Source organism: Acinetobacter sp. KS-LM10 (assembly GCF_036896575.1).
Classification (GTDB): domain Bacteria; phylum Pseudomonadota; class Gammaproteobacteria; order Pseudomonadales; family Moraxellaceae; genus Acinetobacter; species Acinetobacter avistercoris.
Window position 1 is genome coordinate 699,699 of record NZ_CP145906.1, and the last position, 22,542, is coordinate 722,240.

21 protein-coding genes are annotated in these 22,542 nt (G+C 39.2%); 11 read left to right on the plus strand and 10 right to left on the minus strand.

Features of this window, described 5'->3' with window-relative positions:
* Positions 1–53: 53 nt before the first annotated feature.
* A complete protein-coding gene (gene trhA / locus V5M36_RS03160) occupies positions 54–695 on the minus strand; it encodes a PAQR family membrane homeostasis protein TrhA (protein ID WP_338561941.1) in 642 nt (213 codons plus the stop codon).
* 101 nt (positions 696–796) lie between these two features.
* Here trhA and V5M36_RS03165 point away from each other — a divergent pair, with 101 nt between their 5' ends.
* From V5M36_RS03165 to V5M36_RS03175, 3 genes are read left to right on the plus strand one after another with little or no spacing between them, the layout of a single operon-like run.
* Complete coding sequence (locus V5M36_RS03165) at positions 797–2,014, plus strand: class I SAM-dependent methyltransferase (protein ID WP_338561943.1); 1,218 nt, start codon at positions 797–799, stop codon at positions 2,012–2,014.
* A 51-nt stretch (positions 2,015–2,065) separates the two neighbouring features.
* Positions 2,066–2,488, plus strand: a complete 423-nt coding sequence (locus V5M36_RS03170) for a GNAT family N-acetyltransferase (protein ID WP_338561945.1) — start codon at positions 2,066–2,068, stop codon at positions 2,486–2,488.
* A gap of 23 nt (positions 2,489–2,511) precedes the next feature.
* Positions 2,512–3,183, plus strand: a complete 672-nt coding sequence (locus V5M36_RS03175) for an HAD family hydrolase (protein ID WP_338561948.1) — start codon at positions 2,512–2,514, stop codon at positions 3,181–3,183.
* 14 nt (positions 3,184–3,197) lie between these two features.
* Here V5M36_RS03175 and V5M36_RS03180 read toward each other — a convergent pair whose 3' ends face one another.
* From V5M36_RS03180 to V5M36_RS03190, 3 genes are all read right to left on the minus strand, one after another.
* Positions 3,198–4,070 carry a patatin-like phospholipase family protein gene (locus V5M36_RS03180; protein ID WP_338561952.1) on the minus strand — a complete coding sequence of 291 codons (873 nt, stop codon included), beginning with the start codon at positions 4,068–4,070 and terminating at the stop codon, positions 3,198–3,200.
* A gap of 5 nt (positions 4,071–4,075) precedes the next feature.
* A complete protein-coding gene (locus V5M36_RS03185) occupies positions 4,076–4,429 on the minus strand; it encodes a hypothetical protein (protein WP_338561954.1) in 354 nt (117 codons plus the stop codon).
* 205 nt (positions 4,430–4,634) lie between these two features.
* Positions 4,635–5,288 (minus strand): LysE family translocator, encoded by a 654-nt coding sequence (locus V5M36_RS03190; RefSeq protein WP_338561956.1) that lies wholly within the window; start codon positions 5,286–5,288, stop codon positions 4,635–4,637.
* 133 nt (positions 5,289–5,421) lie between these two features.
* Between V5M36_RS03190 and V5M36_RS03195 the strand changes: the two genes are divergently transcribed.
* Positions 5,422–5,898, plus strand: a complete 477-nt coding sequence (locus V5M36_RS03195; RefSeq protein ID WP_338561958.1) for an Lrp/AsnC family transcriptional regulator — start codon at positions 5,422–5,424, stop codon at positions 5,896–5,898.
* A 269-nt stretch (positions 5,899–6,167) separates the two neighbouring features.
* Here V5M36_RS03195 and V5M36_RS03200 read toward each other — a convergent pair whose 3' ends face one another.
* From V5M36_RS03200 to V5M36_RS03215, 4 genes are all read right to left on the minus strand, one after another.
* Entirely contained in the window at positions 6,168–8,300 is a 2,133-nt protein-coding gene (locus V5M36_RS03200) for a 3-hydroxyacyl-CoA dehydrogenase NAD-binding domain-containing protein (RefSeq protein ID WP_338561960.1), read from the minus strand.
* A gap of 11 nt (positions 8,301–8,311) precedes the next feature.
* A complete protein-coding gene (locus tag V5M36_RS03205) occupies positions 8,312–9,517 on the minus strand; it encodes an acetyl-CoA C-acetyltransferase (protein WP_338561962.1) in 1,206 nt (401 codons plus the stop codon).
* 596 nt (positions 9,518–10,113) lie between these two features.
* Positions 10,114–10,329 carry a cold-shock protein gene (locus V5M36_RS03210; RefSeq protein WP_338561963.1) on the minus strand — a complete coding sequence of 72 codons (216 nt, stop codon included), beginning with the start codon at positions 10,327–10,329 and terminating at the stop codon, positions 10,114–10,116.
* A gap of 661 nt (positions 10,330–10,990) precedes the next feature.
* Positions 10,991–12,001, minus strand: coding sequence for an AraC family transcriptional regulator (locus V5M36_RS03215; RefSeq protein WP_338561967.1), 1,011 nt, complete (start codon positions 11,999–12,001; stop codon positions 10,991–10,993).
* 212 nt (positions 12,002–12,213) lie between these two features.
* Here V5M36_RS03215 and V5M36_RS03220 point away from each other — a divergent pair, with 212 nt between their 5' ends.
* Positions 12,214–13,332, plus strand: coding sequence for a CaiB/BaiF CoA transferase family protein (locus V5M36_RS03220; RefSeq protein WP_338561969.1), 1,119 nt, complete (start codon positions 12,214–12,216; stop codon positions 13,330–13,332).
* A 291-nt stretch (positions 13,333–13,623) separates the two neighbouring features.
* On the plus strand, positions 13,624–14,619 hold the full coding sequence (locus V5M36_RS03225; protein WP_338561971.1) for a DUF2804 domain-containing protein: 996 nt from the start codon (positions 13,624–13,626) through the stop codon (positions 14,617–14,619).
* Between the two features lie 45 nt (positions 14,620–14,664).
* On the opposite strand, the gene V5M36_RS03230 is transcribed toward V5M36_RS03225, so the two are convergent.
* Positions 14,665–15,546 (minus strand): metal-dependent hydrolase, encoded by an 882-nt coding sequence (locus V5M36_RS03230; protein ID WP_338561974.1) that lies wholly within the window; start codon positions 15,544–15,546, stop codon positions 14,665–14,667.
* Between the two features lie 143 nt (positions 15,547–15,689).
* Between V5M36_RS03230 and V5M36_RS03235 the strand changes: the two genes are divergently transcribed.
* Positions 15,690–16,721 (plus strand): helix-turn-helix domain-containing protein, encoded by a 1,032-nt coding sequence (locus V5M36_RS03235; protein WP_338561976.1) that lies wholly within the window; start codon positions 15,690–15,692, stop codon positions 16,719–16,721.
* A 182-nt stretch (positions 16,722–16,903) separates the two neighbouring features.
* Here V5M36_RS03235 and V5M36_RS03240 read toward each other — a convergent pair whose 3' ends face one another.
* Positions 16,904–18,235, minus strand: coding sequence for a Na+/H+ antiporter NhaC family protein (locus V5M36_RS03240; protein WP_338561978.1), 1,332 nt, complete (start codon positions 18,233–18,235; stop codon positions 16,904–16,906).
* A 351-nt stretch (positions 18,236–18,586) separates the two neighbouring features.
* Between V5M36_RS03240 and trpA the strand changes: the two genes are divergently transcribed.
* Genes trpA through V5M36_RS03260 form a run of 4 tightly spaced genes read left to right on the plus strand, consistent with a single transcriptional unit; the run spans position 18,587 to position 22,536 of the window.
* The gene (gene trpA, locus V5M36_RS03245) at positions 18,587–19,384 is read left to right on the plus strand and encodes a tryptophan synthase subunit alpha (RefSeq protein WP_338561980.1); all 798 of its coding nucleotides are present in this window, start codon (positions 18,587–18,589) and stop codon (positions 19,382–19,384) included.
* Between the two features lie 2 nt (positions 19,385–19,386).
* Entirely contained in the window at positions 19,387–20,283 is an 897-nt protein-coding gene (gene accD / locus V5M36_RS03250; protein ID WP_338561982.1) for an acetyl-CoA carboxylase, carboxyltransferase subunit beta, read from the plus strand.
* The gene (gene folC / locus V5M36_RS03255; RefSeq protein ID WP_338561984.1) at positions 20,280–21,569 is read left to right on the plus strand and encodes a bifunctional tetrahydrofolate synthase/dihydrofolate synthase; all 1,290 of its coding nucleotides are present in this window, start codon (positions 20,280–20,282) and stop codon (positions 21,567–21,569) included. The genes accD and folC overlap by 4 nt, the downstream gene beginning before the upstream one ends.
* Positions 21,556–22,536: an SPOR domain-containing protein gene (locus V5M36_RS03260; protein ID WP_338561986.1), complete on the plus strand. Its 981-nt coding sequence runs from the start codon at positions 21,556–21,558 to the stop codon at positions 22,534–22,536. Before folC ends, V5M36_RS03260 begins: the two co-directional genes overlap by 14 nt.
* The last annotated feature ends 6 nt before the right edge of the window (positions 22,537–22,542 follow it).

Sequence of the window (22,542 nt, forward strand, 5' to 3'; positions counted from 1 at the left end):
ATCCCAAGTTGCGCCACGGTTTCAGGGTTGCCAAAGCATGTGGACAAAATGAGCTATATTACGTAAAGATAAATTGCGAAGAAATGTGATCCCGCACCGATCAGTACAAAAATATGCCAGATAGCGTGTGTGTATCTTACATTCTTTAATGCATAAAACAATGCGCCAATGGTATAAGCGAGCCCGCCAATGATGAGAAGGGTTAAACTTTGAGCGCTTAAAAATTGTTTCATATCATCCATGACCAAGAGCGCAAGCCAACCCATCGCCAAATAAGCAATCAGTGAAACTTTTTGAAAACGATGAATAAAAACCAACTTAAATAATGTCCCTATGCCTGCAATTACCCAAAGTGCGATTAATAAATAATCTGCTTTGGCAGTAGGAATGGCAATAGACAGAAAAGGGGTATAAGTACCGGCGATTAAATAATAAATAGCAGTATGATCGAGTTTTTTATAAAACTGACGTCGAGACTCAACTTTGGCAAAGTGATAAAGCGTTGAACTGCTAAACAGTAAAATCATACTCAGGCCATATACCCATAAACCGATATATTGACCTGTAGCTAAGTCGCTGCCTTTTACAAGCATGAAAATAGTGGCAATCAAAGCAAGAACTGCACCGACAGCATGACTGATCGCATTGATGTGTTCCTCACGAGGATCATAACTCTGAAGGATTGCTGAGCTCATAGCGGTTTAATTCGTGAAAAGTACAAAATCATCATAATCAAGTTTTACCTTTAAAGTAAGACGCTTTAAAATACATTCCTAGATTGATTTGAGTTTTATATATGTCACAGCTGGCTTCTTTGTTTCCGCAGGAACAACAATTTTTGGATGCTGTAGAGCAAGCCATTGAAACGAAAAAAATTGATCGACTGATTCTGAGTCAATATCGTGGTGATATTAAAGATTTAGAAAAAATAACGTTTCGTGTCATTCAATTACAAAATGAATTGGTTCTCAGTTGTCTATATCGTTATAAAACTCAAGATGTGACCAAGAATTATCCTTTAAATGAAGCAAAAGCTTTAATTACTGAATTATCGTTGGCATGCAAACAAGCCAATTTATTTACCCATGATGAAGAACTGCAGCTGAAGAAAAATAAGAAAAAAGCATTACTCACCAGAACGGTACAAACATCGAAGCAAACAGAATCGGCTCAGCAAGGACATGATCGGATTAAACATCGTTATGTTGATCAAGATCGAATATTTTTACAACACCTTGGGATCACTGATCAAAAAGCACAGATCATTCCCAGCATGGCGAAAAAATGGAAACAAATTAATAAATTTGTAGAAATTTTTGCAGGTGCTTTAGGACACATTGAGCAAAAAAAGCAAGCACTGAAAGTGGTCGATTTCGGTTCAGGAAAGGGTTATTTGACTTGTGCGTTATATGACTATTTAGATCAAAACTTGCAAACGCCGTTTGTGACGGGTGTTGAGCTCAATCTCAAAATGGTTGAGTTTTGCCAAAATGTGGCCAAAGCTTCGAATTATCAACAGTTGGATTTTTTTCAAGGTGATGTTCGAACGTATGCACCAGAACATTTAGATGTCATGATCGCTTTACATGCATGTGATGTTGCTACTGATTTCGCAATTCACACGGGAATCCGTTTAAACGCACAAATGATTATGTGCGCACCCTGCTGTCATAAAGAATTGCGTCCACAAATGCAAAGCCCACAAGTTTTAAAACCGATGCTGCAATTTGGGATCCATGCAGGGCAGCAAGCAGAAATGCTGACCGATACGATTCGCGCACTGTTGCTCAAAGCTTATGGGTACGAAACTAAAGTCTTTGAATTTGTGGCTTTAGAGCACACCAGTAAAAACAAAATGATTTTGGCAACCAAACGCAAGGATTATGAAGCGCCAGATGCAGAGGTCTTGGCACAGATTGTAGCGTTGAAACAAATGTATGGTATTCAAAAACACTCTTTGGAACTGCTGTTGAATGATCAATGGGATCAACAGAAAATCGGTGAAAAGTGTTAATTTGAATGCTCAAGAGCAGTCATAGGCTGCTCTTTTTTTTAAGGAAATATGATGTCCAAATTCGATATTGTTTCAGGTGCTTGGTCGACTTTAAAACAAGATGCGCAATATATTCGTGAGTGCGTATTCATTCAAGAGCAGAACATCGATGAAGCAGATGAATGGGATGAACAGGATCCAATCTCATTACATTTTGTGGTTTACGATCATTTGAAGCCCATAGCAACTGCAAGATTATTGGAAAATAACAGCATTGGCCGAGTGGCTGTTTTGAAAGCATATCGTGGACAGGGCATCGGGAAGTTATTGATGTTAGAGATCATAGAGCAGGCAAAAATTGAAAAAAGAGAGACGCTAAAATTATCGTCTCAAGTGCATGCAATCACATTCTATGCGCGTTTAGGCTTTGAAGTGAAAGGTGAGCAATACTTGGATTGTGGTATTCCACATAGAGATATGCATTTAACCTTTTAGATGATCTTATAAAGTGAGTGAAGATGGCCAAAAATAAAAACATCCATGCTGTGATCTTTGATTTAGATCAAACGCTGTTAGATCGAGAAACATCTTTAGAAAAATTTTTAGATTGGCAAATTGATTTTTTTAAAATGGTGCCTGAACAACAGAAGGTAGAGTTTAAAAACATGTTTATTGAACTCGATAATCATGGTTCAGTCTGGAAAGATATCGTTTATGCAAAATTAATCGAAGCGTTTTCTCTAGCGTATTCAGTTGATACTTTGCTCCAAAGTTATATTCACGATTTTAATCAGTTTTCAACTGCTTTTGATGGTGTTACTCAAGTGATCAAGAGCTTACACAGCCAAGGTTATCGTTTAGGATTAATTTCGAATGGTAAATCACCTTTCCAAGAAAATAACTTTAAGGCTTTAGGATTAAATGAGTTTTTTGATAGCGTGTTGGTATCTGAGGCTATAGCTATAAGAAAACCAGATTCAGCAATTTTTAATCTGTCATGTTTGCAACTTAAAACAACAGCAGAATATTGTGTTTTTATTGGAGATAATGAAATTGCAGATATTCATGGTGCAAAAAAAGCTGGGATGAAAACTATTTTTTTTCATCCAGATCCGAGCAAAGTGTCTCAATTATCAAATGAAAATTTGCATCATTTTCAAGATTTGGATCGCATCATTTCAAACTTATAAAAATGAAATCATGTTCAAATGATTTCACTGTTCCAGCGCTCAATGGCTTGAGCACCTGTTTCTAACCCGATCTGATAAGTGTATTGCAGCTTGTTTTTATCTTTACACAAACGACCTGCAAGTTTCTTATCATTTGGCGGACAGATTTCGAGAATGCGTTGAGCGGACGTATTCTGAATAGATTGACGAACAAAACTGACGGCTTCATTGTAACGCGTACAACGATTTTTTAAGCTTGAAGCAAAACCTTGATGCTTTTTTACGAAATATTTAGCGAGAAACTGATCGCCTTTTGAGCTGGCTTTGAAATAGCTTTGAGGACGAGTCCGCAACACCAAAAGGTTTTTTACATTGCTTTGTTGAGCTGCCCATTGCACAGGCAAAGCATCTGCAACGCCACCATCAAAATAGGGTTCACCCAGAATATTAACTGCCTGACGCGTCAAGATCGGAATAGAGCTTGATGCACGTAAAGCCTCGATTAAAGTCTCTTGACTCGCGCGTAAATATTCAGCATATCCTGTTTGTGCATGGGTGAGCACGGTATAGAAATCGGGATTATTACTAAATAAAGCCTGTTGATCTAGTGGGTTTTCGCGCTCAACCACATCCCACATCCACCTCATATCTAAGAGATCACCGCCTTTAAAAAAGCGACCATAACGAATGAATTCGGGACGTAGAGAGTGATCTAGATACAACTCGATATTGCGACCCTGTTGACCTGCCAAATAATTGGCAACATTGGTCGAGCCAGAGGACACACCAACATAAAGATCAAAAGGATTAAAGTTATGCTCCAAGAATGAATCAAGCACGCCGCAGGTAAAAGCCCCACGCATGCCACCACCTTCAACCACTAAAGCATTACGATGCACATTTGACATCAGTATTAATTACTGTGCGCCGCATCATGTGTGGATTCAGCATGATCTTTTGACATTGTGGCATGTTCATCTGCACTCATATGATGTTCTTGAGCAGTAACGCCAGATGGCGTTGCAGTATTGGCTTCACGTGCGAGCTTTTGCTTCTCAGCTTCTGCTAATGCTTCCTGTGACATTACTGGAGAGTTTTTAAAAGCGTGGTGTTGACTGGTCTCTTTATTTTTTTGACTTGGCATATAGTCGGGTTCGTTCGTAATTGCAGCATAAAAAATAATCATAAAAATGATACTTAAAATGATCGCAATAATTAAGGCTTTCCAACCCCAAGGTGATTTTTCAGGAGTAGATAGATCAGTCATAGGTATATACCAAACAGTTAAATTGCATCTTTAATAGTGTAACTTTATAGCACATTATGGCGATAAAACCGATTAAAAAGACATAGCCCTAATTTTATTAAGGATTTTATTTTTTGAATTTTCTGCCTGTATTTCGTTTTGAATTGTGGTGTGCATAAAAGTCGTATTTAAAAGAATCATTTTAAAAATTACTTTAAAGAACTGTTTAAAAATAAGTAATAAATTGGTTCACCATCAGTTGAGTGGCTAACGAGAACATGACCAATGAAATCGACTTTAAAAAAATAGATTGGTATTTTTTTGTACTCAAAAGATTTTTCATTTGAAAGGCTGAGCGAATATAAAAACCACCGACGATCAATAAAGTGCTGATGGTGAGTATAGCTAAGATGAACAATGCTGAAGGAGATAACCTTAAGCTTGGACCAAAAATGCTCGGAACCAATGCAAGGTAAAAAGTCATGGTTTTAGGATTGCTCAGTGTAAGACTAAATCCATTCAAATAATTTGAAAATAATACTTGATGACCTTGAGAATGATTTCTTGATTCCGATGTATTCAATAAATCTTCTTTGTAGGTCCATAATTTGAAGGCGATATAGTACAAGTACGCACACGCGCAGCAGATGAATAGAAAACCAAGGGTCGGGTTAATCAGATTGACGATTGAGTTAAGGCCGAAAAGCGCAATGGCTAAATAACAGAGATCGCCTGTGATCAGCCCAAGCAGCATAAAGAAGCCATTTTTATATTGACCGCTGATGGTGGTAAAAATGAGCGCAGTCATACCTGGCCCAGGAATGAGTGCCGCGATAGCTAAAGTCACGATATATAAACCGAGAGTTGTTAGATTAAGCATTTTGATTTCTCTTCAAATTTTTATGATTTTCAATCAAAACGCAGGGTGAAAATAATCTATTATTTCCCTTTATTTATAAATTTGGGGTATAAAAATAATAATAATATTTAAATTGGGGTTAAAAATTTCAAAAATGAAAATAGATCGCGTTGACGAAAAAATTTTAAAAGTTCTACAGCAAGATTCAAGAACGACCAATCAACAATTATCTGAGCAGATAGGCGTGTCTGCATCACCATGTTGGCGGCGGGTAAAGCGACTAGAGGAAGAGAAAATTATCAAAGGCTATGGCGTCTTATTGGATCGTCGAAAACTAAATTTAGGCGTCATGGTTTTTATTCGGGTTTCTATAGACAGCCATAGTGAGGTTGAGGCTAAAAAATTCGAAGAAAAAGTATTGGAACTTGAGAATGTAGTGGCGTGTTACAGCATAGGCGGAGATGCTGATTTTTTATTGCAAGTCGTATCCACTGATTTAGATACTTATGCAGATTTTTCGATGTCGATTATTCGACGCTTACCGGGGATAAAGGAAATGCAAAGTATGTTTATACTCAAGGAAATTAAACCATTCAAAGGATTTCCCATTGGTCAAACATTTAATTCTTAATCAATAGCCTTCTTTCAAAAGTCATTATTCATATAACAGACTCATCATGAGTTTTCCCCCATCCTAACCTTCTTCCAAAGGGAGAAGGGATTTTAAGGTATAAATTTATGGTCACTCAATCATCATTTTTCGAATTATGAAAGTGATCTAATAATCTCAGGCGAATAATACATTTGAATATTCATTTAGAACTTAATGAATCTAAGAATAAAAAAAACCTCTCATCTTGAGAGGTTTTTTTATTTAAGAGGATTTATAAAATGAAAAAATTAAATTTTTTCGCCAGATTGAGCCTTACTCAGTAAAAGCTGCGGTGCTTTGAAACGGACACCATATTTTGCTTCTAAAGCATTGGCACGGGTTGCTGCTTTGCTTAAACCATATTGATTCAGGAACTGCAAAGCACCTCCTGTCCAAGGCGCAAAACCAATACCAAAAATAGAGCCAACATTACCGTCAATGACAGATTCGAGCACGCCTTCTTCCAGACAACGCAACGTATCTAAAGACTGCACAAACAATAAACGATCGATGATTTCTTGTTCGGATATCTCATTGTCTTTTTTCCAGTGGCTTAAACCTTCCCATAATTGCTTTTTCCCATCTTGAGGATAGTCATAAAATCCTGATCCAGCAGCTTTACCTTTACGGTTAAATTGATGGATCATGGTTTCAATGACATCATCTGCACCTGAGCGCGGCAAATCTTTACCTTCTGCTTGTAGCGCTTTACGTGTCTCAGTTGCAACATGTTCAGATAAGGTTAATGACACTTCATCTTGAATCGCAAGTGGCCCGATAGGCATGCCTGCTTTTAAAGCTGCCATCTCAATTTTGGCTGGGTGAACGCCTTCAGAAAGTAAGCGTAAACCTTCTTGAACAAAGGTGCCAAATACGCGACTGGTAAAGAAGCCACGACTATCATTCACTACAATTGGGGTTTTACCAATCTGTTGAACATAGTCATAAGCTTTGGCTAAAGTCTCCGCAGACGTTTCTTTGCCTTTAATAATTTCGACCAATTGCATTTTGTCGACAGGGCTAAAGAAATGTAGACCAATAAAGTTTTTTGCATCTTTACTGGCTTGCGCTAATCCGGTGATTGGTAAGGTTGATGTATTCGAAGCCATCACTCCACCGCTAACCAAGAAACTTTCGGCTTCTTGGGTGACTTTGGCTTTAAGTTCTTGATTTTCAAATACGGCTTCAATAATCAGATCACAATTTTTTAAATCTTCAGCAGAAGCCGTCGCCGTAATAAGTGATAAAACTTGGTCACGTTTTTCAGCCGTCATACGACCTTGAGAAACACGTTTATCGAGTAGTTTTTGACTATAGTTTTTACCTTTATCCGCCGCTTCTTGTGATACATCCTTAAGTACCACTTGAATACCTTTGATTGCAGTTGAATAGGCGATTCCTGCACCCATCATTCCTGCACCCAAAACTCCCACTTTAGTCGCTTGCCATTTTTCTACATTTTGCGGGCGACTCGCACCTGACTTGATCGCATTTAGACCGTGCCAGAAAGTACCAATCATGTTTTTAGCGACTTGACCTGTTGCAAGGTAAGTGAAATAGCGCGATTCAATGGTGAGTGCTGTATCAACATCCACTTGCGCACCTTCAACCGCAGCTGCCATGATTGCTTCAGGTGCTGGATAGCAGCCTTTGGTTTTGTCACGCAGCATCGCTGGTGCAATCGCCAAAACTTGTGCAACTTGTGGAGAAGATGGGGTGCCGCCTGGAATTTTATAGCCTTTGACATCGAAAGGTTGTTGCGATTTAGGGTTGGCTTTAACCCATGCAATCGCTTTGTCCATCAATTCTTCTGCTGTCTCAGCTGTATCTTGAATTAAACCAAGTGATTTGGCTTTATCCACACCAAATTGCTTTCCTTCCATAAGGAATGGAAACGCATTTTGTAGGCCAAGCAAACGTACCATACGTACGATACCACCACCACCTGGCAGTAGTCCGAGAGAAACTTCTGGTAGACCAAATTTAGCTTTTGGATCATTTAAAGCGATACGTGCGTGACAGCCTAGAGCAATTTCCCAACCACCGCCTAGAGCCGTACCATTTAATGCAGCAACCACAGGTACGCCCAAAGTTTCAATATAACGAAATTCAGCTTTCATTTTTTGAATCATGCCGAAAAATTCAGGCGCCTGTTCAGGTTGGGCTTGAATCAGCTCATCAAGGTCACCGCCTGCAAAAAATGTTTTTTTCGCAGATTTAAAAATGATTCCTGTGATTCCAGATTCATTTTTAAGTGTATTGACGGTGTCTTCCAAAGCGATTCGGAAATCCGAATTCATTGTATTTGCAGATTGGTTTGGAGAGTCTAAGGTCAGAATCACAATGCCATCAGCATTTTTTTCAAATTGAATTGCACTCATTATTCTTCTCCTTAAACCAACTCAATAATGGTCGCGATACCCATACCACCACCTACACATAAGGTTGCTAAACCACGCTTTTTGCCTTGACGTTCAAGTTCGTCGAGTAGAATGCCCAAAATCATGGCACCTGTTGCACCTAAAGGATGCCCCATAGCAATTGAGCCGCCATTTACATTGACTTTAGCTGGATCAACATTGAGTTCTGTAATGAAACGCATCACCACAGCTGCAAATGCTTCATTGACCTCAAAAAGATCAATATCATCAATCGTTAAACCTGCTTTTTGTAAAGCTTTACGAGCAGCAGGAGCAGGGCCGGTCAACATAATGGTTGGGTCAGTACCCACCAGTGCTGTTGATAATATTTTGGCACGTGGTTTTAGACCTTGTTCTTTGACTGCTTTTTCAGAAGCAATTAAGACCACCGCAGCACCATCAACAATACCTGATGAGTTTCCAGCATGATGTACATGATTAATTTTTTGCGCTTCAGGATATTTCTGTAATGCCACGGCATCGAAGCCCATGCCACCCATCATTTCAAAACTGGCATTGAGCTTAGCTAAACCTTCAGCAGTCGTTGTCGGTTTGATAAATTCATCTTTATCTAAAATCGTTACACCTGCTTTGTCTTTTACAGGCACGATTGATTTATCGAAGTGACCTGCAGCTTGTGCAGCAGCTGCTTTTTGTTGAGATTTTGCAGCAAAGGCATCGACATCGGCACGGGTATAACCATCAAGAGTCGCAATTAAATCTGCGCCAATACCTTGCGGAACAAATGTCGATTTTAAATTGGTTTCTGGGTCGAGTGCCCAAGGGCCACCATCGGAACCCATTGGAATACGTGACATAGATTCAACGCCACCAGCAACCACAATATCTTCCCAGCCTGAGCGAACTTTCTGAGCCGCTAAATTAACAGCTTCGAGTCCTGAGGCACAGAAACGGTTGATCTGAACACCGGCAACATCATCATTCCAACCCGCTGCTATCGCTGCTGTCTTTGCGATATCTGAGCCTTGATCACCAATAGGAGTCACACAGCCCAATACGATATCATCGACCTTTGATGTGTCGAGTTGATGGCGTTGTTGGAGTTCATTTAATAATGTGGTTAATAAAGTAATCGGTTTAACTTCATAGAGTGAACCATCTTTTTTCCCTTTTCCGCGTGGTGTGCGAATGGCATCAATGATATAGGCCTCGCTCATATGCATTCCCTTTTTATAAATTAAAAATTGTTATGGTGCTTTGGAGTGTAATTGATCTTATGTATTGTGCAATGACAAGAACGAATCAGGTCAATGGAGATTTCTGCCAATATGGATTATCGTGTTGCTCAAGAAAGCATTTTTTCTGACGACCTAAAGTGCTATGAAATTTAACGATTCAAATGAGGGGATAACCACACAGGACTGAAGAGATGCATACTAAAATCCAATGCATTACATCTGCTCTTCATCTAAAGTCATTTTAAGATTCGTTAAAGTTTTAGAAATTACATTGTGGATTATGCTGACAATCTTGTTTTTCATATTTTGTTTGATATGTTTTTAAAGTTATATGATTTATGGGCATCATCCTTAATTAGGATGAATAGATGAGTAATGAAATTCCTGTTTTATTAATTATTGTTAGTCGTGGGGGATTTCTGAGAAATTCGGCAATTTAAAAAGATGTATAGAAATCTAAAATTGCAAATAACAAAAACCATTATGATATTTTGTCAAATAAAAAAGCCGAACAAGTCGGCTTTTTTATCACTATAAGACCAAAATCAGATTTTGGCCTTCACAGTTTGTATTCTTTAGATTGCAACTATGTTTACAGCATTTGGGCCTTTTTGACCTTGAGCAACGCTGAATTCAACTTGCTGACCTTCAAGCAAAGTTTTGAAACCAGAGCTAGCGATTTCGCTGAAATGAGCAAAAACGTCAGGACCATTTTCTTGTTGAATGAAACCAAAACCTTTAGTTTCGTTGAACCACTTAACAGTACCTTTAACAACAGCTGAGTTTGACATAATAAATCCTATAGATTTTTAATAATTTTAAGTCTTCTTACAGACCAATGATAACTTTGAAAATAATAAAGAATGGAACTTAAAATCTAAAAAAACGAAGGATTATGACTAAAACTGCGATACTTATATAAGATTTACCGAAACAAAACTTTTTTTCTAGTTAATTTAATCCTACACCTTTTTAATAATTATTCAAGCTATTTATAATGAATATTTATTATATTTATATTTCTGATGGTGATAAGCCAAGAAAAATTTAAAAAAACGCTGCAAATTAAGTTCAATCTTGAGCGAGTTTTTAGCTAAATTGAGTTTTGGTTTGAAAATATTAGATCTATTCGATCAAGCTTAAGTTTTCAATACATGATTTTATAAAATCGTGGATTTATAAAAAATACGGTACGACTTCTGCCGTACCGCTTATTCTTTTTTGCGCATAATAATTTGAATGATTACAGCCTATTCGTTCTGCTCTATTTGATGCAATCTTTACTCAAATCAACCGTTAGTCAATCAATAAAACTTGAACTTTAGATTCCGCGATGCTTTGAATGCAACGCGGAGAGTAGAATACGAATAGGTAGATCACGAATAGATTGTAATTCGCGATCAATAGCTCAGCTACTTAGCGATAACCATGAAGTTAATGACACCCATGAAGTTAGTGATAACCATGAAGTTGGCGATACAAACCTGGGGTAACACCTGTCCATTTTTTAAATGCACGATGGAAAGTACTGGTTTCACTAAAACCGACTTGCTGTGCGACATCTTCAAGGCTTAAAGACGGATTCAATAATAAATGAATTGCAGCATCTCGGCGTAATGCATCCTTAACCCCTTGATAGCTTTTTCCTTCAGCTGCCAAACGACGGCGTAAAGTTTGAGGGGACAAATAAAGCATCGCGGCAACGTCATTCAAAGTTGGCATTTCTTCGCCAATTTGGCTCTTCAACACTTCACGAATACGGGAAGTGAGTGAATTGGTATTCTTAAATTTCACCAATAATTTAGCTGGTGCACCTTTTAAGAATTCTTCAAGCGTATTTTCATCTTGGCGAATCGGTAAATCTAAATAATCAGCAGCAAAGGTAATTTCTGTACGTGCTGAATCAAATTGAATCACTGGAGCAAAGAATAAAGCATCATATTCGTCTGCATGTTGCGGACGTGGATAAGCAAAGTGTACACGTTCTAATGGAATACGACGTTCAATTAACCAAGACGATAAACCATGCCAAATCATCAACATACTTTCAGTGATGAAATGATCCGGATCCATAGTTCTCGGGATAATTGGAACAAGTCTAGCTTCATGTTTGTCACGTTCTAGGCTTACTGACCATTCATCGCCAAATAATTTATAAAATTGAGACGAAAGTTCTAAGGCATCACCCAATGTTTTGGCATGAATGATGAGCTGACTCATGATTGCAAACGTACCTAAACGACGGGGTTGAATATCAAAGCCAACGTGTTCGTCTTGGGTCACCATCCATAGCATTTTAACAAAGCGTGTATATTGCTCAGGTGAGATACGTGCTTTAGGCTGACGAAGTAATTCAGCTTCAATGCCCACATGGGAAAGTAGTGTATCCACATCCATCCCTAGACGTTTAACACCCGTTAGTGCCGCATTTACGAAATGGATACTGATCGTATCACGGCTCATGTTAAATCCTTCAGTCTCTTTGATGTTCACTTTTTCTTGACCTAAATGACGCTAGTAATAATAGATAGTTAGCAATTTACACTAGAGTAATTGCTCTTTTACATCATAAATTGCCGAAACTATCAAGGTAAATGGCTGAACATGACATTGTATGGATAGATTTATATTCCTATCATAAACGAAAAATCAATAGAATTTGAGTATTAAGTATCATGACAACAGCATTAGAAGGTTTAAAAGTCCTCGATTTTTCAACATTATTACCTGGTCCTTTCGCAACGCTTTATTTGGCAGACTTAGGTGCTGATGTCGTTCATATAGAGTCTCCAATACGACCAGATCTAGTTCGTATTTTACCGCCTTATTCTCAAGGTCAGTCGACTGCACATAACTATTTAAACCGTAATAAACAATCTGTTACTTTAGATTTGAAAGATCCTAAAAGTATAGAAATGATCAAACAAAAAATTTCTGAATATGATGTTTTGATCGAACAGTTTCGTCCAGACGTCATGTTACGTCTCGGTCTAGATTATAAAACGCTGGCAGAGATCAATCCTCGGTTAATTTATTGCTCAATTACCGGCTATGGACAAGATGGATCCTATAAAGACAAAGCAGGTCACGATATTAATTATGTGGCATTGTCGGGTATAGCGGGACATTCTGGACGCGCTGACAGTGGGCCACCTCCTATGGGTATACAAATCGCTGATGTGGCTGGTGGTTCTCTCCATGCAGTGATTGGCATATTAACTGCGGTGATCGAAAGACAGCGTAGTGGCTTGGGACAATATATTGATATTTCGATGACGGATTGTGCTGTGGGTCTAAACAATATGGCTGCCGCTGCCGTTTTAGCAGGGTCTCAAAAACAACAGGCCGAAAAAGAACATTTAAATGGCGGAACTTTTTACGATTATTATAAAACGCTTGATGGCCGATATTTGGCGATTGGTAGCTTAGAACCTCAGTTTATGACTGGATTGTCTGCGACCTTAGATTTACCGATCATTATGCAAAAAGGCGCCTCTTTTGATGTGGAGGATCGCTTAGCGGTTAAACAGGCAATTCAAACTAAAATTTCAGAAAAGACTTTTGAGCAATGGCGTGAGATCTTCGCTGTTTTAGATTATTGCGTAGAACCTGTGTTGAGTTTAGATGAAGCTTTGACATCAAATTTGGCGAAACAACGCGGCTGGGTGGTTGATGTGCCTGTGCATGCTGGTGCAAACGAAACAGAACCTCAATTGGCGTGTCCGATTAAATTATCACGTTCTCAACCACGCTATGAGTTTATCGGTCAGGCTTTGGGCGCGGGTGAATGGTAGGGCGTGAAGGGTAGACGTATGCGATAAAGTAGGTTCACAGCATCATTAGAATGATATTTTTGTTTCAAATTTTATGAAGTTAAGACCAGTCCAAGACTGGTCTTCTTCAGGGTTTTTCTGTTATAACTTTTTCTGTTATAAATTTTCCCGTTATAACAATGAATAAGAATATTGGTACATCGTGCGGTTTAAGAAAAATCTAAAATAGATGATACTCTTAACACTCGACACTTTAGTCTAACTTTATTCATGGATGGATATTGGCATGGATGGATACTGGAAAAACTACGAATGGATTTGATTCAAGTTAATGGACAACCACGTTATGGTCGTTTCGATGTACCCCCCAGCGCAATTTCAATCGGACGCTATGTCTATAAAACACCTTATGGAAAAACTTTAAAAAGTTGGCGTAAGAAGCTTAAATATAAGAAATTTAAATTTTGCAGTATTCAACATGAGCAATACAGCATAGGTATTGCTATCGTCGATATCGCATGGGCAGGTCATGGTTTTATTTATATTTTTGATCATGAAACACAGCAAGTGCAGGAATGGAATGCAATTAATGTTTTGGCGCACCACACGGTTTTAGATGAACAGCCTTTATTTAATCATAGCCATTTCACCAGTGCGCCCTTTAATTTAGATATCCAACAAGCCAATGGTGTTCGGTATATCTCTGTAACAAAACATGGGGAACATGTTCTCAAAGCTCGTATTTTTTGTGCAGGAACTGATCCGCTCAGTATGTGTAGTCCCACGGGTATCAATGGATGGACCTATACACATAAGTTGACGACTTTGGCTGTTGAAGGCTTTTTTATTAATAAACAAAAACAAAAAATAGAATTTAATGCGCGTACTTTTGCTTCTCTTGACGATACATGTGGTTTTTTAAGACCTGAAACAGCGTGGTTTTGGCTGTCGTGTAATTTTTGGGACAAAGAGGATAATCGTATTGGATTAAATTTGGCATCAGGTGTGAACGAAAGTTTCGGTAATGAAAATTGCTTATGGATCAATGGACATTTATTTGCACTATCGGATGTGTTATTTGAGATGAAATCAAAGACAGAATGGTGCATCCGCTCCATTGACGATAAGCTCAATTTAACGGTGGAAACTGGTTGGCGTCGTTATGAAAATCTGAATTTACGTATGGTGGGAAGTCAGTTCAGTCAGTGGCAGTCTAAAATTACAGGCAGCATCGTCTGCGACGACGGTCGAAAGATTCATTTTGAGAAAGAATTAGGCTTACTTGAACAGCATTACGCCAAATGGTAATACTGTTCTCTCACATGATTTTCTAGAAAACTTGATCAGCGTATTTTAGACTTCTAAGCCAGCTTGCCAAAATGCCTCACCCGCTAAAATAGGGTCGCCAGTTTCCTCTAAGTGATCAATCCATGTTTGATATTGGCGGATGATTGGATGCTGACTCGGATGGAAATCTTTTTTAAACCAGTCTAAGTACTGAGATTTCATTTTGGTGAGCATGCCATCACGTCCGATGAACCAAGGTATGCCATTCCATGTGAGCTTAAGACGCTCAATGCGACTAAAGCCGTCATATTTCAGCATAACGTTGGCCCGATACAGGGTAAAGTTGAGCATCATAAAAGTCGTTAAAGCCAAAGTAAATTTACGGGTCAGCTCAGGGACCTCTCCAACCTGCTTCATCACATCAAAAGCGACATCACGATGCTCCATTTCCTCAATGGCATGCCAAGCCAACAATGCTCGGACATAGGGATGTGCTTCACGCAGCGTTTTTTTGTGGCTATAAAAAGTTTCAGCCATCAGTGCGGTTAAATGTTCAGCCGCCGCGGTCATTGCAATATTGTATTGCGGTGAACGATTCTTTAATTCGAATTTAAAGATTTTATTAAGTATACGAATGAATTGATCCACAGGCATGCCTTGATCACGCATCACTTGGTTCATTTTGTCATGTGCCATGCCATGCTGTGCTTCTTGACGGATAAAATCAGTCACCCGAAGTTGTAAATCTGGATCTTTAATTTTGTCTCTAAATAAACGCACCGATTCGATAAAATAACGTTCGCCGTCTGGAAAGGTCAGACTCAAAGCATCAAACATACGAGTTTTAAATGGATCACCACCAAACCAAAAGCGTGGAATTTCATCCAATTTAAAATTGAGATCTTTACGAACCACGGGTTGAACTGAGTATTGAGTGAAAGCATTCATTTTATTTTACTTGAATCACTTATGATGCATTCAGTATGGCGGGCATTCATCACTTTGTTTTGACAGTTCTTGCCATTTTTTATACATTTTACGTCAAATGAAAATATGCAATGTCAAAATTAAAATGAAAAAGGAGCGCTCAGGTGAAGGATATCAAAATTCCAAATGGATATTTTCAACTTTGGCATACCTATATACATGATCAAGTCATGGTAGATGATATATATCCGCGACTTGATCAAGACGAACTGCATCAGCTTAAAATGATTTTGGCATTACCGATGACTGAGCAATCCTCATATGGCTTTTTTTTAAAGCTAATCACCTTTACACAGTCCATTGCACCAGCAAATTTTATTTTTGAAATGGCAAGATCGGTAAAGCCTGAGCATTTTGGTGTTTTAGGATATATGGCATCGAGAAGTGGCAGTGTCGCTGAAGCATTAAATTATATTTTAAGATTTAGTCGTTTAGTGATTGATGGTGATGAGATTGTTCCGATGCAAATGCATCAACACGGTCAATTTTTATTGCTCAATTGGCCTTTTATCAGTGAACAATTCAATCTGATTAATGAAATCACCAATGCCATGATGATCCAGTTGGCAAGGCAAATCTTACCGCATGATCAATTTCCATTACATAAAGTTTTTTTCGCTCATGACGCGTTAATTTCAACCTACCATTATCAAAAATTTTATGCCTGTGAAGTGGTGTTTAATCACAATGACTATGGGCTCATGATTCAAATTGATAGTTTAGAATTAAAACCGCATCAAGCTGACCCATCATTGATTCAACTGCTGGTCCAGCAAGCAGAAGATGCAATTGCCTCAAAACCACGGCAAGCATCGATTGATCAAAAAATACATTTGATCGTGGCTGAGTATTTAAGATTAAAACAAGATGTACCAAAAATTGAGGATCTCGCAGATGAGCTCTATTTGTCTGTGAGAACTTTACAAAGACAATTAAAAAGTGTGAATAGCTCATTTAAACAAATTGTTGAAATAGAGCGAATGAAGCGATGTGAAAAATTATTAACTGACCAAATCAGTTTGTCCGAAATTGCTGTACAACTTGGCTATTCAGATCAGTCTGCTTTGGCAAGAGCATATAAAAAATTCAAGGGTCAGACGCTATTACAACGAAAGAAAGAGATGCAAGATAATTAAAGAGAATGATTTAAAATGACAAGGAGTGAAAGCGAGTAAGTGCGAAAATAAAGTGTATTGGTCAATAGAGGTTTTGATAATCGAAGTTCAGTGAATAGAATTTCAGCGAATTGAAGTTCAGTGAAAGGTTAAGCTTAATAAAAAAGGTAAGCCGAAACTTACCTTTTAAAATCTCAAATCACTTAAGTCGACTGTATCCGTGGATAGCGGAATAGAATCGCTAAAATCGCCATAATTGCTAGAATCCAACAATAATAAACTGTGCCAATCAGTTCGATAGGTGAAAGTTGCGCAATTGAACAAGCCAAAAGCAACTGAGCACCAAATGGAATAAGTCCTTGCACAACACAAGAAAAAATATCCAGTAGGGCGGCCGCACGTTTAGGATTTACGCCGTATTCTTTCGCCACTTCACGGGCCATATCACCCGATAAAATAATCGCAACGGTATTATTTGCCACAAAAAAGTTTGAGAAAACCACCAAGCAACTTATGCCAATTTCGCCTGCGCGTTCAGATCCAACTTTAAGTAAACGCGTAAGGCTATAAATCCGTTGAATCAGCCAATTTAGACCACCCTCTTTTTGCATGATGGCAGAAATCCCTCCTAAAAAGAGGGATAAAAGTGCAACTTCAAACATCCCCAAGAAACCATCATAGATCTTATTGTTAAGTTCGAGTAAACCAAAATCAGCTTGGACCACGATGCCGACTAAACCTGAAAAAACGATACCGACAGTTAACACAGCCAACACATGCAGGCGAGTAAATGCCAATACAAAGACTGCGATATACGGAAGAATGAGCCAAAAATTATAACTTTGGTATTCCACTACTTGAGCAGCGTGATTAAACATCATATAGACAATGAGCGTGATGATTGCTGCTGGAACGGCAATCCAAACATTGACTTTGAACTTATCTCTTAATTCCACATTTTGACTGCGTGTCGCCGCAATGGTGGTATCAGAGATCATGGAAAGATTATCACCAAACATCGCACCACCAACGACTGCGCCAATCGCCAGTGCGGTATCAATATCCGTTACTTGGGTAAAACCAAAAGCGATAGGAGCGCAAGCGGCAATGGTTCCCATTGATGTACCCATTGCAGTGGCAATAAATGCTGAGATGAAAAACAGCATGGGAAAGACGAATTCTGGAGGAATAATTGAAAGCCCAAATTGAACCGTGGCATCGACGCTGCCAATGGCACTACTGACACTCGCAAACGCACCAGCAAGCATAAACACCATAAACATTAATATCAGGTTGGGATGGCTGGCCCCTTTAAAAAATGCGTCTATTCCTGCATTTAATTTTCCTCTGTACATGAGGACAGCAAGAATGATAGCCGGTAGAGCTGCGATCGGTGCTTTGATTTGGTAAAAGGCAAGTTCAGTGCCAATCACGGTGTGGTAAATCCCACTGCCTAAAAAAATGGCTAAAAAAACAATAAGGGGGAGAAGGGCAAGCGCTCTGATCGGAGCGTTACCTTGGGAGTGTGTGGTCATAACAAAAGTAATAAATAAGTAAGCGCGGCTAGTATAGAACAGCTTTGGTTAATTAAGAAAAATTAAAATGTAAACTCTAACTCACTTTTTTTTAAAAGTTTTTCTGCAATAAAACCCAGTTATTCTTAAGATTCAGCATTTTAAAATACACAGAAAATCGAGCTATTTGATCATTGTGAAATAAATCAAAACATTGATAAATATGCACTTGGGTTATTGAATGAATATGAGACTACTTTGTAGACGCTTCAACTCTGTTCAATGGGTAAAAAATAGCGTTACAATGGGCTGTCTTGTGTTCATACAAAACAAACTCCTCAATTTTATACAATTCAAGGAAAGTGCAACCCTATGTCACGTTTAGCCACACGATTTGCAAAGCTTAAATCTCAACAACGCAAGGCTCTTGTTTCTTATGTCATGGCGGGTGACCCTCAACCACAAGTAACCGTTCCGCTGTTACATAACATGGTTGCGGCTGGGGTGGATGTAATTGAACTTGGATTACCATTTTCAGATCCGATGGCCGATGGTCCAGTGATTGCTTTAGCCGCGGAGCGTGCTTTAGCTGCTGGAACCAATACCTTAGATGCTTTGAATATGGTTAAGCAATTCCGTGAAAAAGACACAGAAACACCGGTCGTGTTAATGGGTTATTTGAATCCTGTTGAAGTGATCGGTTATGAGCGTTTTGTGTCAATTGCGCATGAAAGCGGTGTCGATGGTGTTCTTTTGGTGGATTTACCACCAGAAGAGTCTGATGATTTAAATGCTGTATTGAAAAAATATGACATGGATCAAATCTTCTTACTGGCGCCGACGTCTACGGATGAGCGTATTCAACACGTTGCAAATCAAGCCAGTGGCTTTATTTACTACGTTTCATTGAAAGGTGTGACTGGTGCTGCAACGATTGATGTAGAAGATGCGGCTAATCGTATTCAAAAAATCAAAGCAATGACCAATGTGCCAGTGGGTGTCGGATTTGGGATTAGTGACGCTGCTTCTGCGAAAGCAATGGGTAGCGTTGCAGATGCTGTGATTGTCGGAAGTGCTTTTGTCAAACCATTTGCCAACATTGCACCTGAACAAGCTGCTGAGCAAGCGGTCAACAAAGTCAAGGAGCTTCGAGCTGCGCTCGATGAGTAAGTATGAATCAAGAAGTGAAACCAGGGAAAATTTTAAGTCCAGTGACACCATGGACTGACCGCTCAGTGCCAGGTATTCATGTACCTGATGAACAACAAGCATTAAAAGCAACATTTACAGAGCCAACGATTGAATGCCCAGAATGTCATGCTTTAGTGACACGTACGGCAATGTCTTTCAATGCCTATGTTTGTCCACAGTGCGATGAACATTTGAAAATGAAAGCACGTGATCGTTTGAATTGGTTCTTTGACCAGACTACAGGTGAGTTAGGTCAAGAATTTGTAGCGAAAGATCTGCTTAAGTTTACAGATTCAAAACCTTATCCAGTGCGTATGAAAGAAGCACAGGATAAAACAGGTGAAACTGAAGCTTTGGTGGTGATGGAAGGTCAAATTAAAGGACTTTCTTTAATCGCATGTGCATTTGAATTCGACTTTATGGGCGGTTCAATGGGCACTGTTGTAGGTGACCGTTTCGTGCAAGCCGCGGAAAAAGCAATCGCTACCAAACAACCGATGATTTGTTTTGCCGCTTCAGGAGGTGCTCGTATGCAAGAAGGCATGTTGTCTTTAATGCAAATGGCACGTACTTCAGCTGCGATTCAAAAAATGAAAGATGAGCGTATTCCATATATCGTTGTACTGACTCATCCTGTATATGGTGGTGTAACGGCATCATTGGCAATGTTGGGTGATGTGCATATTGCTGAACCGAAAGCGATGATTGGTTTTGCGGGTAAACGTGTGATTGAGCAGACTGTTCGTGAAAAATTGGAAGAACCGTTCCAACGTGCAGAGTTTTTGCTTGATCATGGCGTAATCGACCAGATTGTTCATCGTCATGCATTACGTGATACTGTATATCGAATCGTATCGAAGTTGATGAATTTGCCTTGAAGCTCACTGCTCCATTAGAAACAGATGATTTAAAAACATGGCTCGATTATTGGAGCCATGTTCACGTTACAGGGATTGATTTAGGTTTAGAGCGAGTCATTCCTGTGGCGGAAAAATTGGGTGTAACGACACCGGATGCAAAGGTGATTACCGTTGCTGGAACCAATGGTAAAGGTTCAACCAGTACGACTTTAGCGGCCATTTTAAATGCGCAAGGCTATCAGGTTGGACTGTACCAATCTCCCCATATATATCGTTTTAATGAGCGAGTTAAACTTGCTGGCATTGAAGTAGATGATCAAAGCCTGATTCAAGCCTTTGCTAAAGTGGATCAAGCACGCCGAGAATGTAATCTAAGTTTATCTTTTTTTGAAGCAACCACTTTGGCTGCTTTTACAATATTTAAAAATAATAAATGTGATGTTTGGGTACTTGAAGTTGGCTTAGGCGGTCGTTTAGATGTGGTGAATGTCGTAAATCCCAACGTTGCCGTGATTACCAATATTGGGCTTGACCATACCGATTGGTTGGGCGATACCATCGAAAAAATAGCGTTTGAAAAAGCAGGTATTATCCGTCCTAATATTCCTGTGATTTTTGGTGGTCAGCAAAAGATTCCTCAAGCCATACAAAACAAAGCACGTGAATGTCATGCGCCGCTTTATGCTTTGAATCGTGATTACTTTTATGAAGAAGCTGATGATGGGAAAACGTGGAATTTTGCATCCTCTGGCACCACGCTCAAATTACCAAAAGGCGCCTTAGCAGTTGATAATATTTCAACGGCAGTGGCTGCGATTTTACTCAGTGGGCTGAAGGTTGAACAGGCTTCAATGGCTCAAGGGATAAAAGATGCACGTCTATCTGGTCGATTTGAAATTCGAAAAATAGCGGATAAAACTGTGATTTTCGATGCAGGACATAATCCACATGGTGTTGATTTTTTGTTAAAGCAATTGCGAAAATTCATGGAATACAATAAACAGTACACAGAAGTTGTGGCTGTTTTCTCAATGCTTGCAGACAAAGATATAAATTCAGTTGTTAAGTTATTGAAAAAAAATGTAATGAAGTGGAAAATTGCAGAGATGAATGTGCCAAGAGCGGCATCTTTGCAACAATTAGAGTCTGCGCTTCAAGGTTTAACAGTACAACATTATCAACATGTACAAGCAGCATTTCAATCAGCGCTTGAAGAATCCAAAAATAATCAGCTGATTTTGGTGTGTGGTTCGTTCCATACCTTAGAAGCGGTCTGGGAGTATTTAGACAATGTCAATGAATAACAAACAACGATGGATGGGTGGCGTCGTTTTATTAGGAGGAGGTGTTTTATTGGCCGCACTTCTACTAAAAGGCAAAGAAGAAATTCATCAAAATCAGGTGCCTGTACAACCGATTGAAAATGTAAGACAGAGTGATACAGCACCTGAAACGGTGCAGCTACAACCATTGACTGTGGATATTGATACGGAAAAACGCCTGCTTGAAGAACAGCGCCGGTCACGTGAAAAGGCAGTTGCAGAACAAGAAGCTCAGGCGGCTGATTTTTTAAGAAATCAGCAACAGGTCGAAGCCGAGGCTGGCCGACGCGCAGCTGAAGAATATGCAGCGATGAACGCACAGCGTCAAGCTTCACAGCGAAGTTCAGATAGTATTCCACCTGAACTTATTGAAGATGACAACGTTAAAGCGCAACGATTGGCGCAAGAAAAGCAAGCTGAACAAAAAAAACTTGCTGATCAAAAGAAATTAACAGAGCAAAAAGCGAAATCTGAGCAAGACGTTGCAGAGGAAAAGCGTAAAGCTGCTGCTGAAAAGCTAGCTTCTGAAAAGAAAGCAGCAGAGAAAAAAGCGGCTGAAACTAAATTAAAAGCTGAAAAAGCGGCTGCTGATAAAAAATTAGCAGATGAGAAAAAAGCGGCAGATGAGAAAAAGCGTAAAGCTGAAGAAACCAAAAAGAAAGCAGAAGCTGAGAAAGCCCGAGAACTACTTGAAAATGGTGAAAAGCAGTGGATGGTTCAAGTTGCTTTGGCTGCCAATGAGGCGAATGCTGATGCAGTGGCTGCAAAGTTACGTGCTAAAGGCTATAAGGTGACGAAGAGTCCAACCTCAAAAGGGATTCGGATCATGGTTGGGCCATCGAAAGATCGTGAGTCCGCAGATGCTGAACGTAAGAAAATTAACAGTGATGAAAGCTTAAATATGAAATCTGCTTGGGTGATCGACTGGGTTCCTTTAGATCGCAGATAATTTTAA

Excerpts from the sequence above, each read along its gene's own strand:
- V5M36_RS03220 (WP_338561969.1), top strand. The coding sequence starts at position 12,214 with ATGACAACAGCATTAGAAGGTTTAAAAGTCCTCGATTTTTCAACATTA.
- V5M36_RS03210 (WP_338561963.1), bottom strand. The coding sequence starts at position 10,329 with ATGTCAAACTCAGCTGTTGTTAAAGGTACTGTTAAGTGGTTCAACGAA.
- trpA (WP_338561980.1), top strand. The coding sequence starts at position 18,587 with ATGTCACGTTTAGCCACACGATTTGCAAAGCTTAAATCTCAACAACGC.
- V5M36_RS03200 (WP_338561960.1), bottom strand. The coding sequence starts at position 8,300 with ATGAGTGCAATTCAATTTGAAAAAAATGCTGATGGCATTGTGATTCTG.
- V5M36_RS03230 (WP_338561974.1), bottom strand. The coding sequence starts at position 15,546 with ATGAATGCTTTCACTCAATACTCAGTTCAACCCGTGGTTCGTAAAGAT.
- V5M36_RS03215 (WP_338561967.1), bottom strand. The coding sequence starts at position 12,001 with ATGAGCCGTGATACGATCAGTATCCATTTCGTAAATGCGGCACTAACG.
- V5M36_RS03225 (WP_338561971.1), top strand. The coding sequence starts at position 13,624 with ATGGATTTGATTCAAGTTAATGGACAACCACGTTATGGTCGTTTCGAT.
- V5M36_RS03175 (WP_338561948.1), top strand. The coding sequence starts at position 2,512 with ATGGCCAAAAATAAAAACATCCATGCTGTGATCTTTGATTTAGATCAA.
- V5M36_RS03190 (WP_338561956.1), bottom strand. The coding sequence starts at position 5,288 with ATGCTTAATCTAACAACTCTCGGTTTATATATCGTGACTTTAGCTATC.
- trhA (WP_338561941.1), bottom strand. The coding sequence starts at position 695 with ATGAGCTCAGCAATCCTTCAGAGTTATGATCCTCGTGAGGAACACATC.
- V5M36_RS03165 (WP_338561943.1), top strand. The coding sequence starts at position 797 with ATGTCACAGCTGGCTTCTTTGTTTCCGCAGGAACAACAATTTTTGGAT.
- accD (WP_338561982.1), top strand. The coding sequence starts at position 19,387 with ATGAATCAAGAAGTGAAACCAGGGAAAATTTTAAGTCCAGTGACACCA.
- V5M36_RS03170 (WP_338561945.1), top strand. The coding sequence starts at position 2,066 with ATGTCCAAATTCGATATTGTTTCAGGTGCTTGGTCGACTTTAAAACAA.
- V5M36_RS03240 (WP_338561978.1), bottom strand. The coding sequence starts at position 18,235 with ATGACCACACACTCCCAAGGTAACGCTCCGATCAGAGCGCTTGCCCTT.
- V5M36_RS03185 (WP_338561954.1), bottom strand. The coding sequence starts at position 4,429 with ATGACTGATCTATCTACTCCTGAAAAATCACCTTGGGGTTGGAAAGCC.
- V5M36_RS03180 (WP_338561952.1), bottom strand. The coding sequence starts at position 4,070 with ATGTCAAATGTGCATCGTAATGCTTTAGTGGTTGAAGGTGGTGGCATG.
- V5M36_RS03195 (WP_338561958.1), top strand. The coding sequence starts at position 5,422 with ATGAAAATAGATCGCGTTGACGAAAAAATTTTAAAAGTTCTACAGCAA.
- V5M36_RS03205 (WP_338561962.1), bottom strand. The coding sequence starts at position 9,517 with ATGAGCGAGGCCTATATCATTGATGCCATTCGCACACCACGCGGAAAA.
- V5M36_RS03260 (WP_338561986.1), top strand. The coding sequence starts at position 21,556 with ATGTCAATGAATAACAAACAACGATGGATGGGTGGCGTCGTTTTATTA.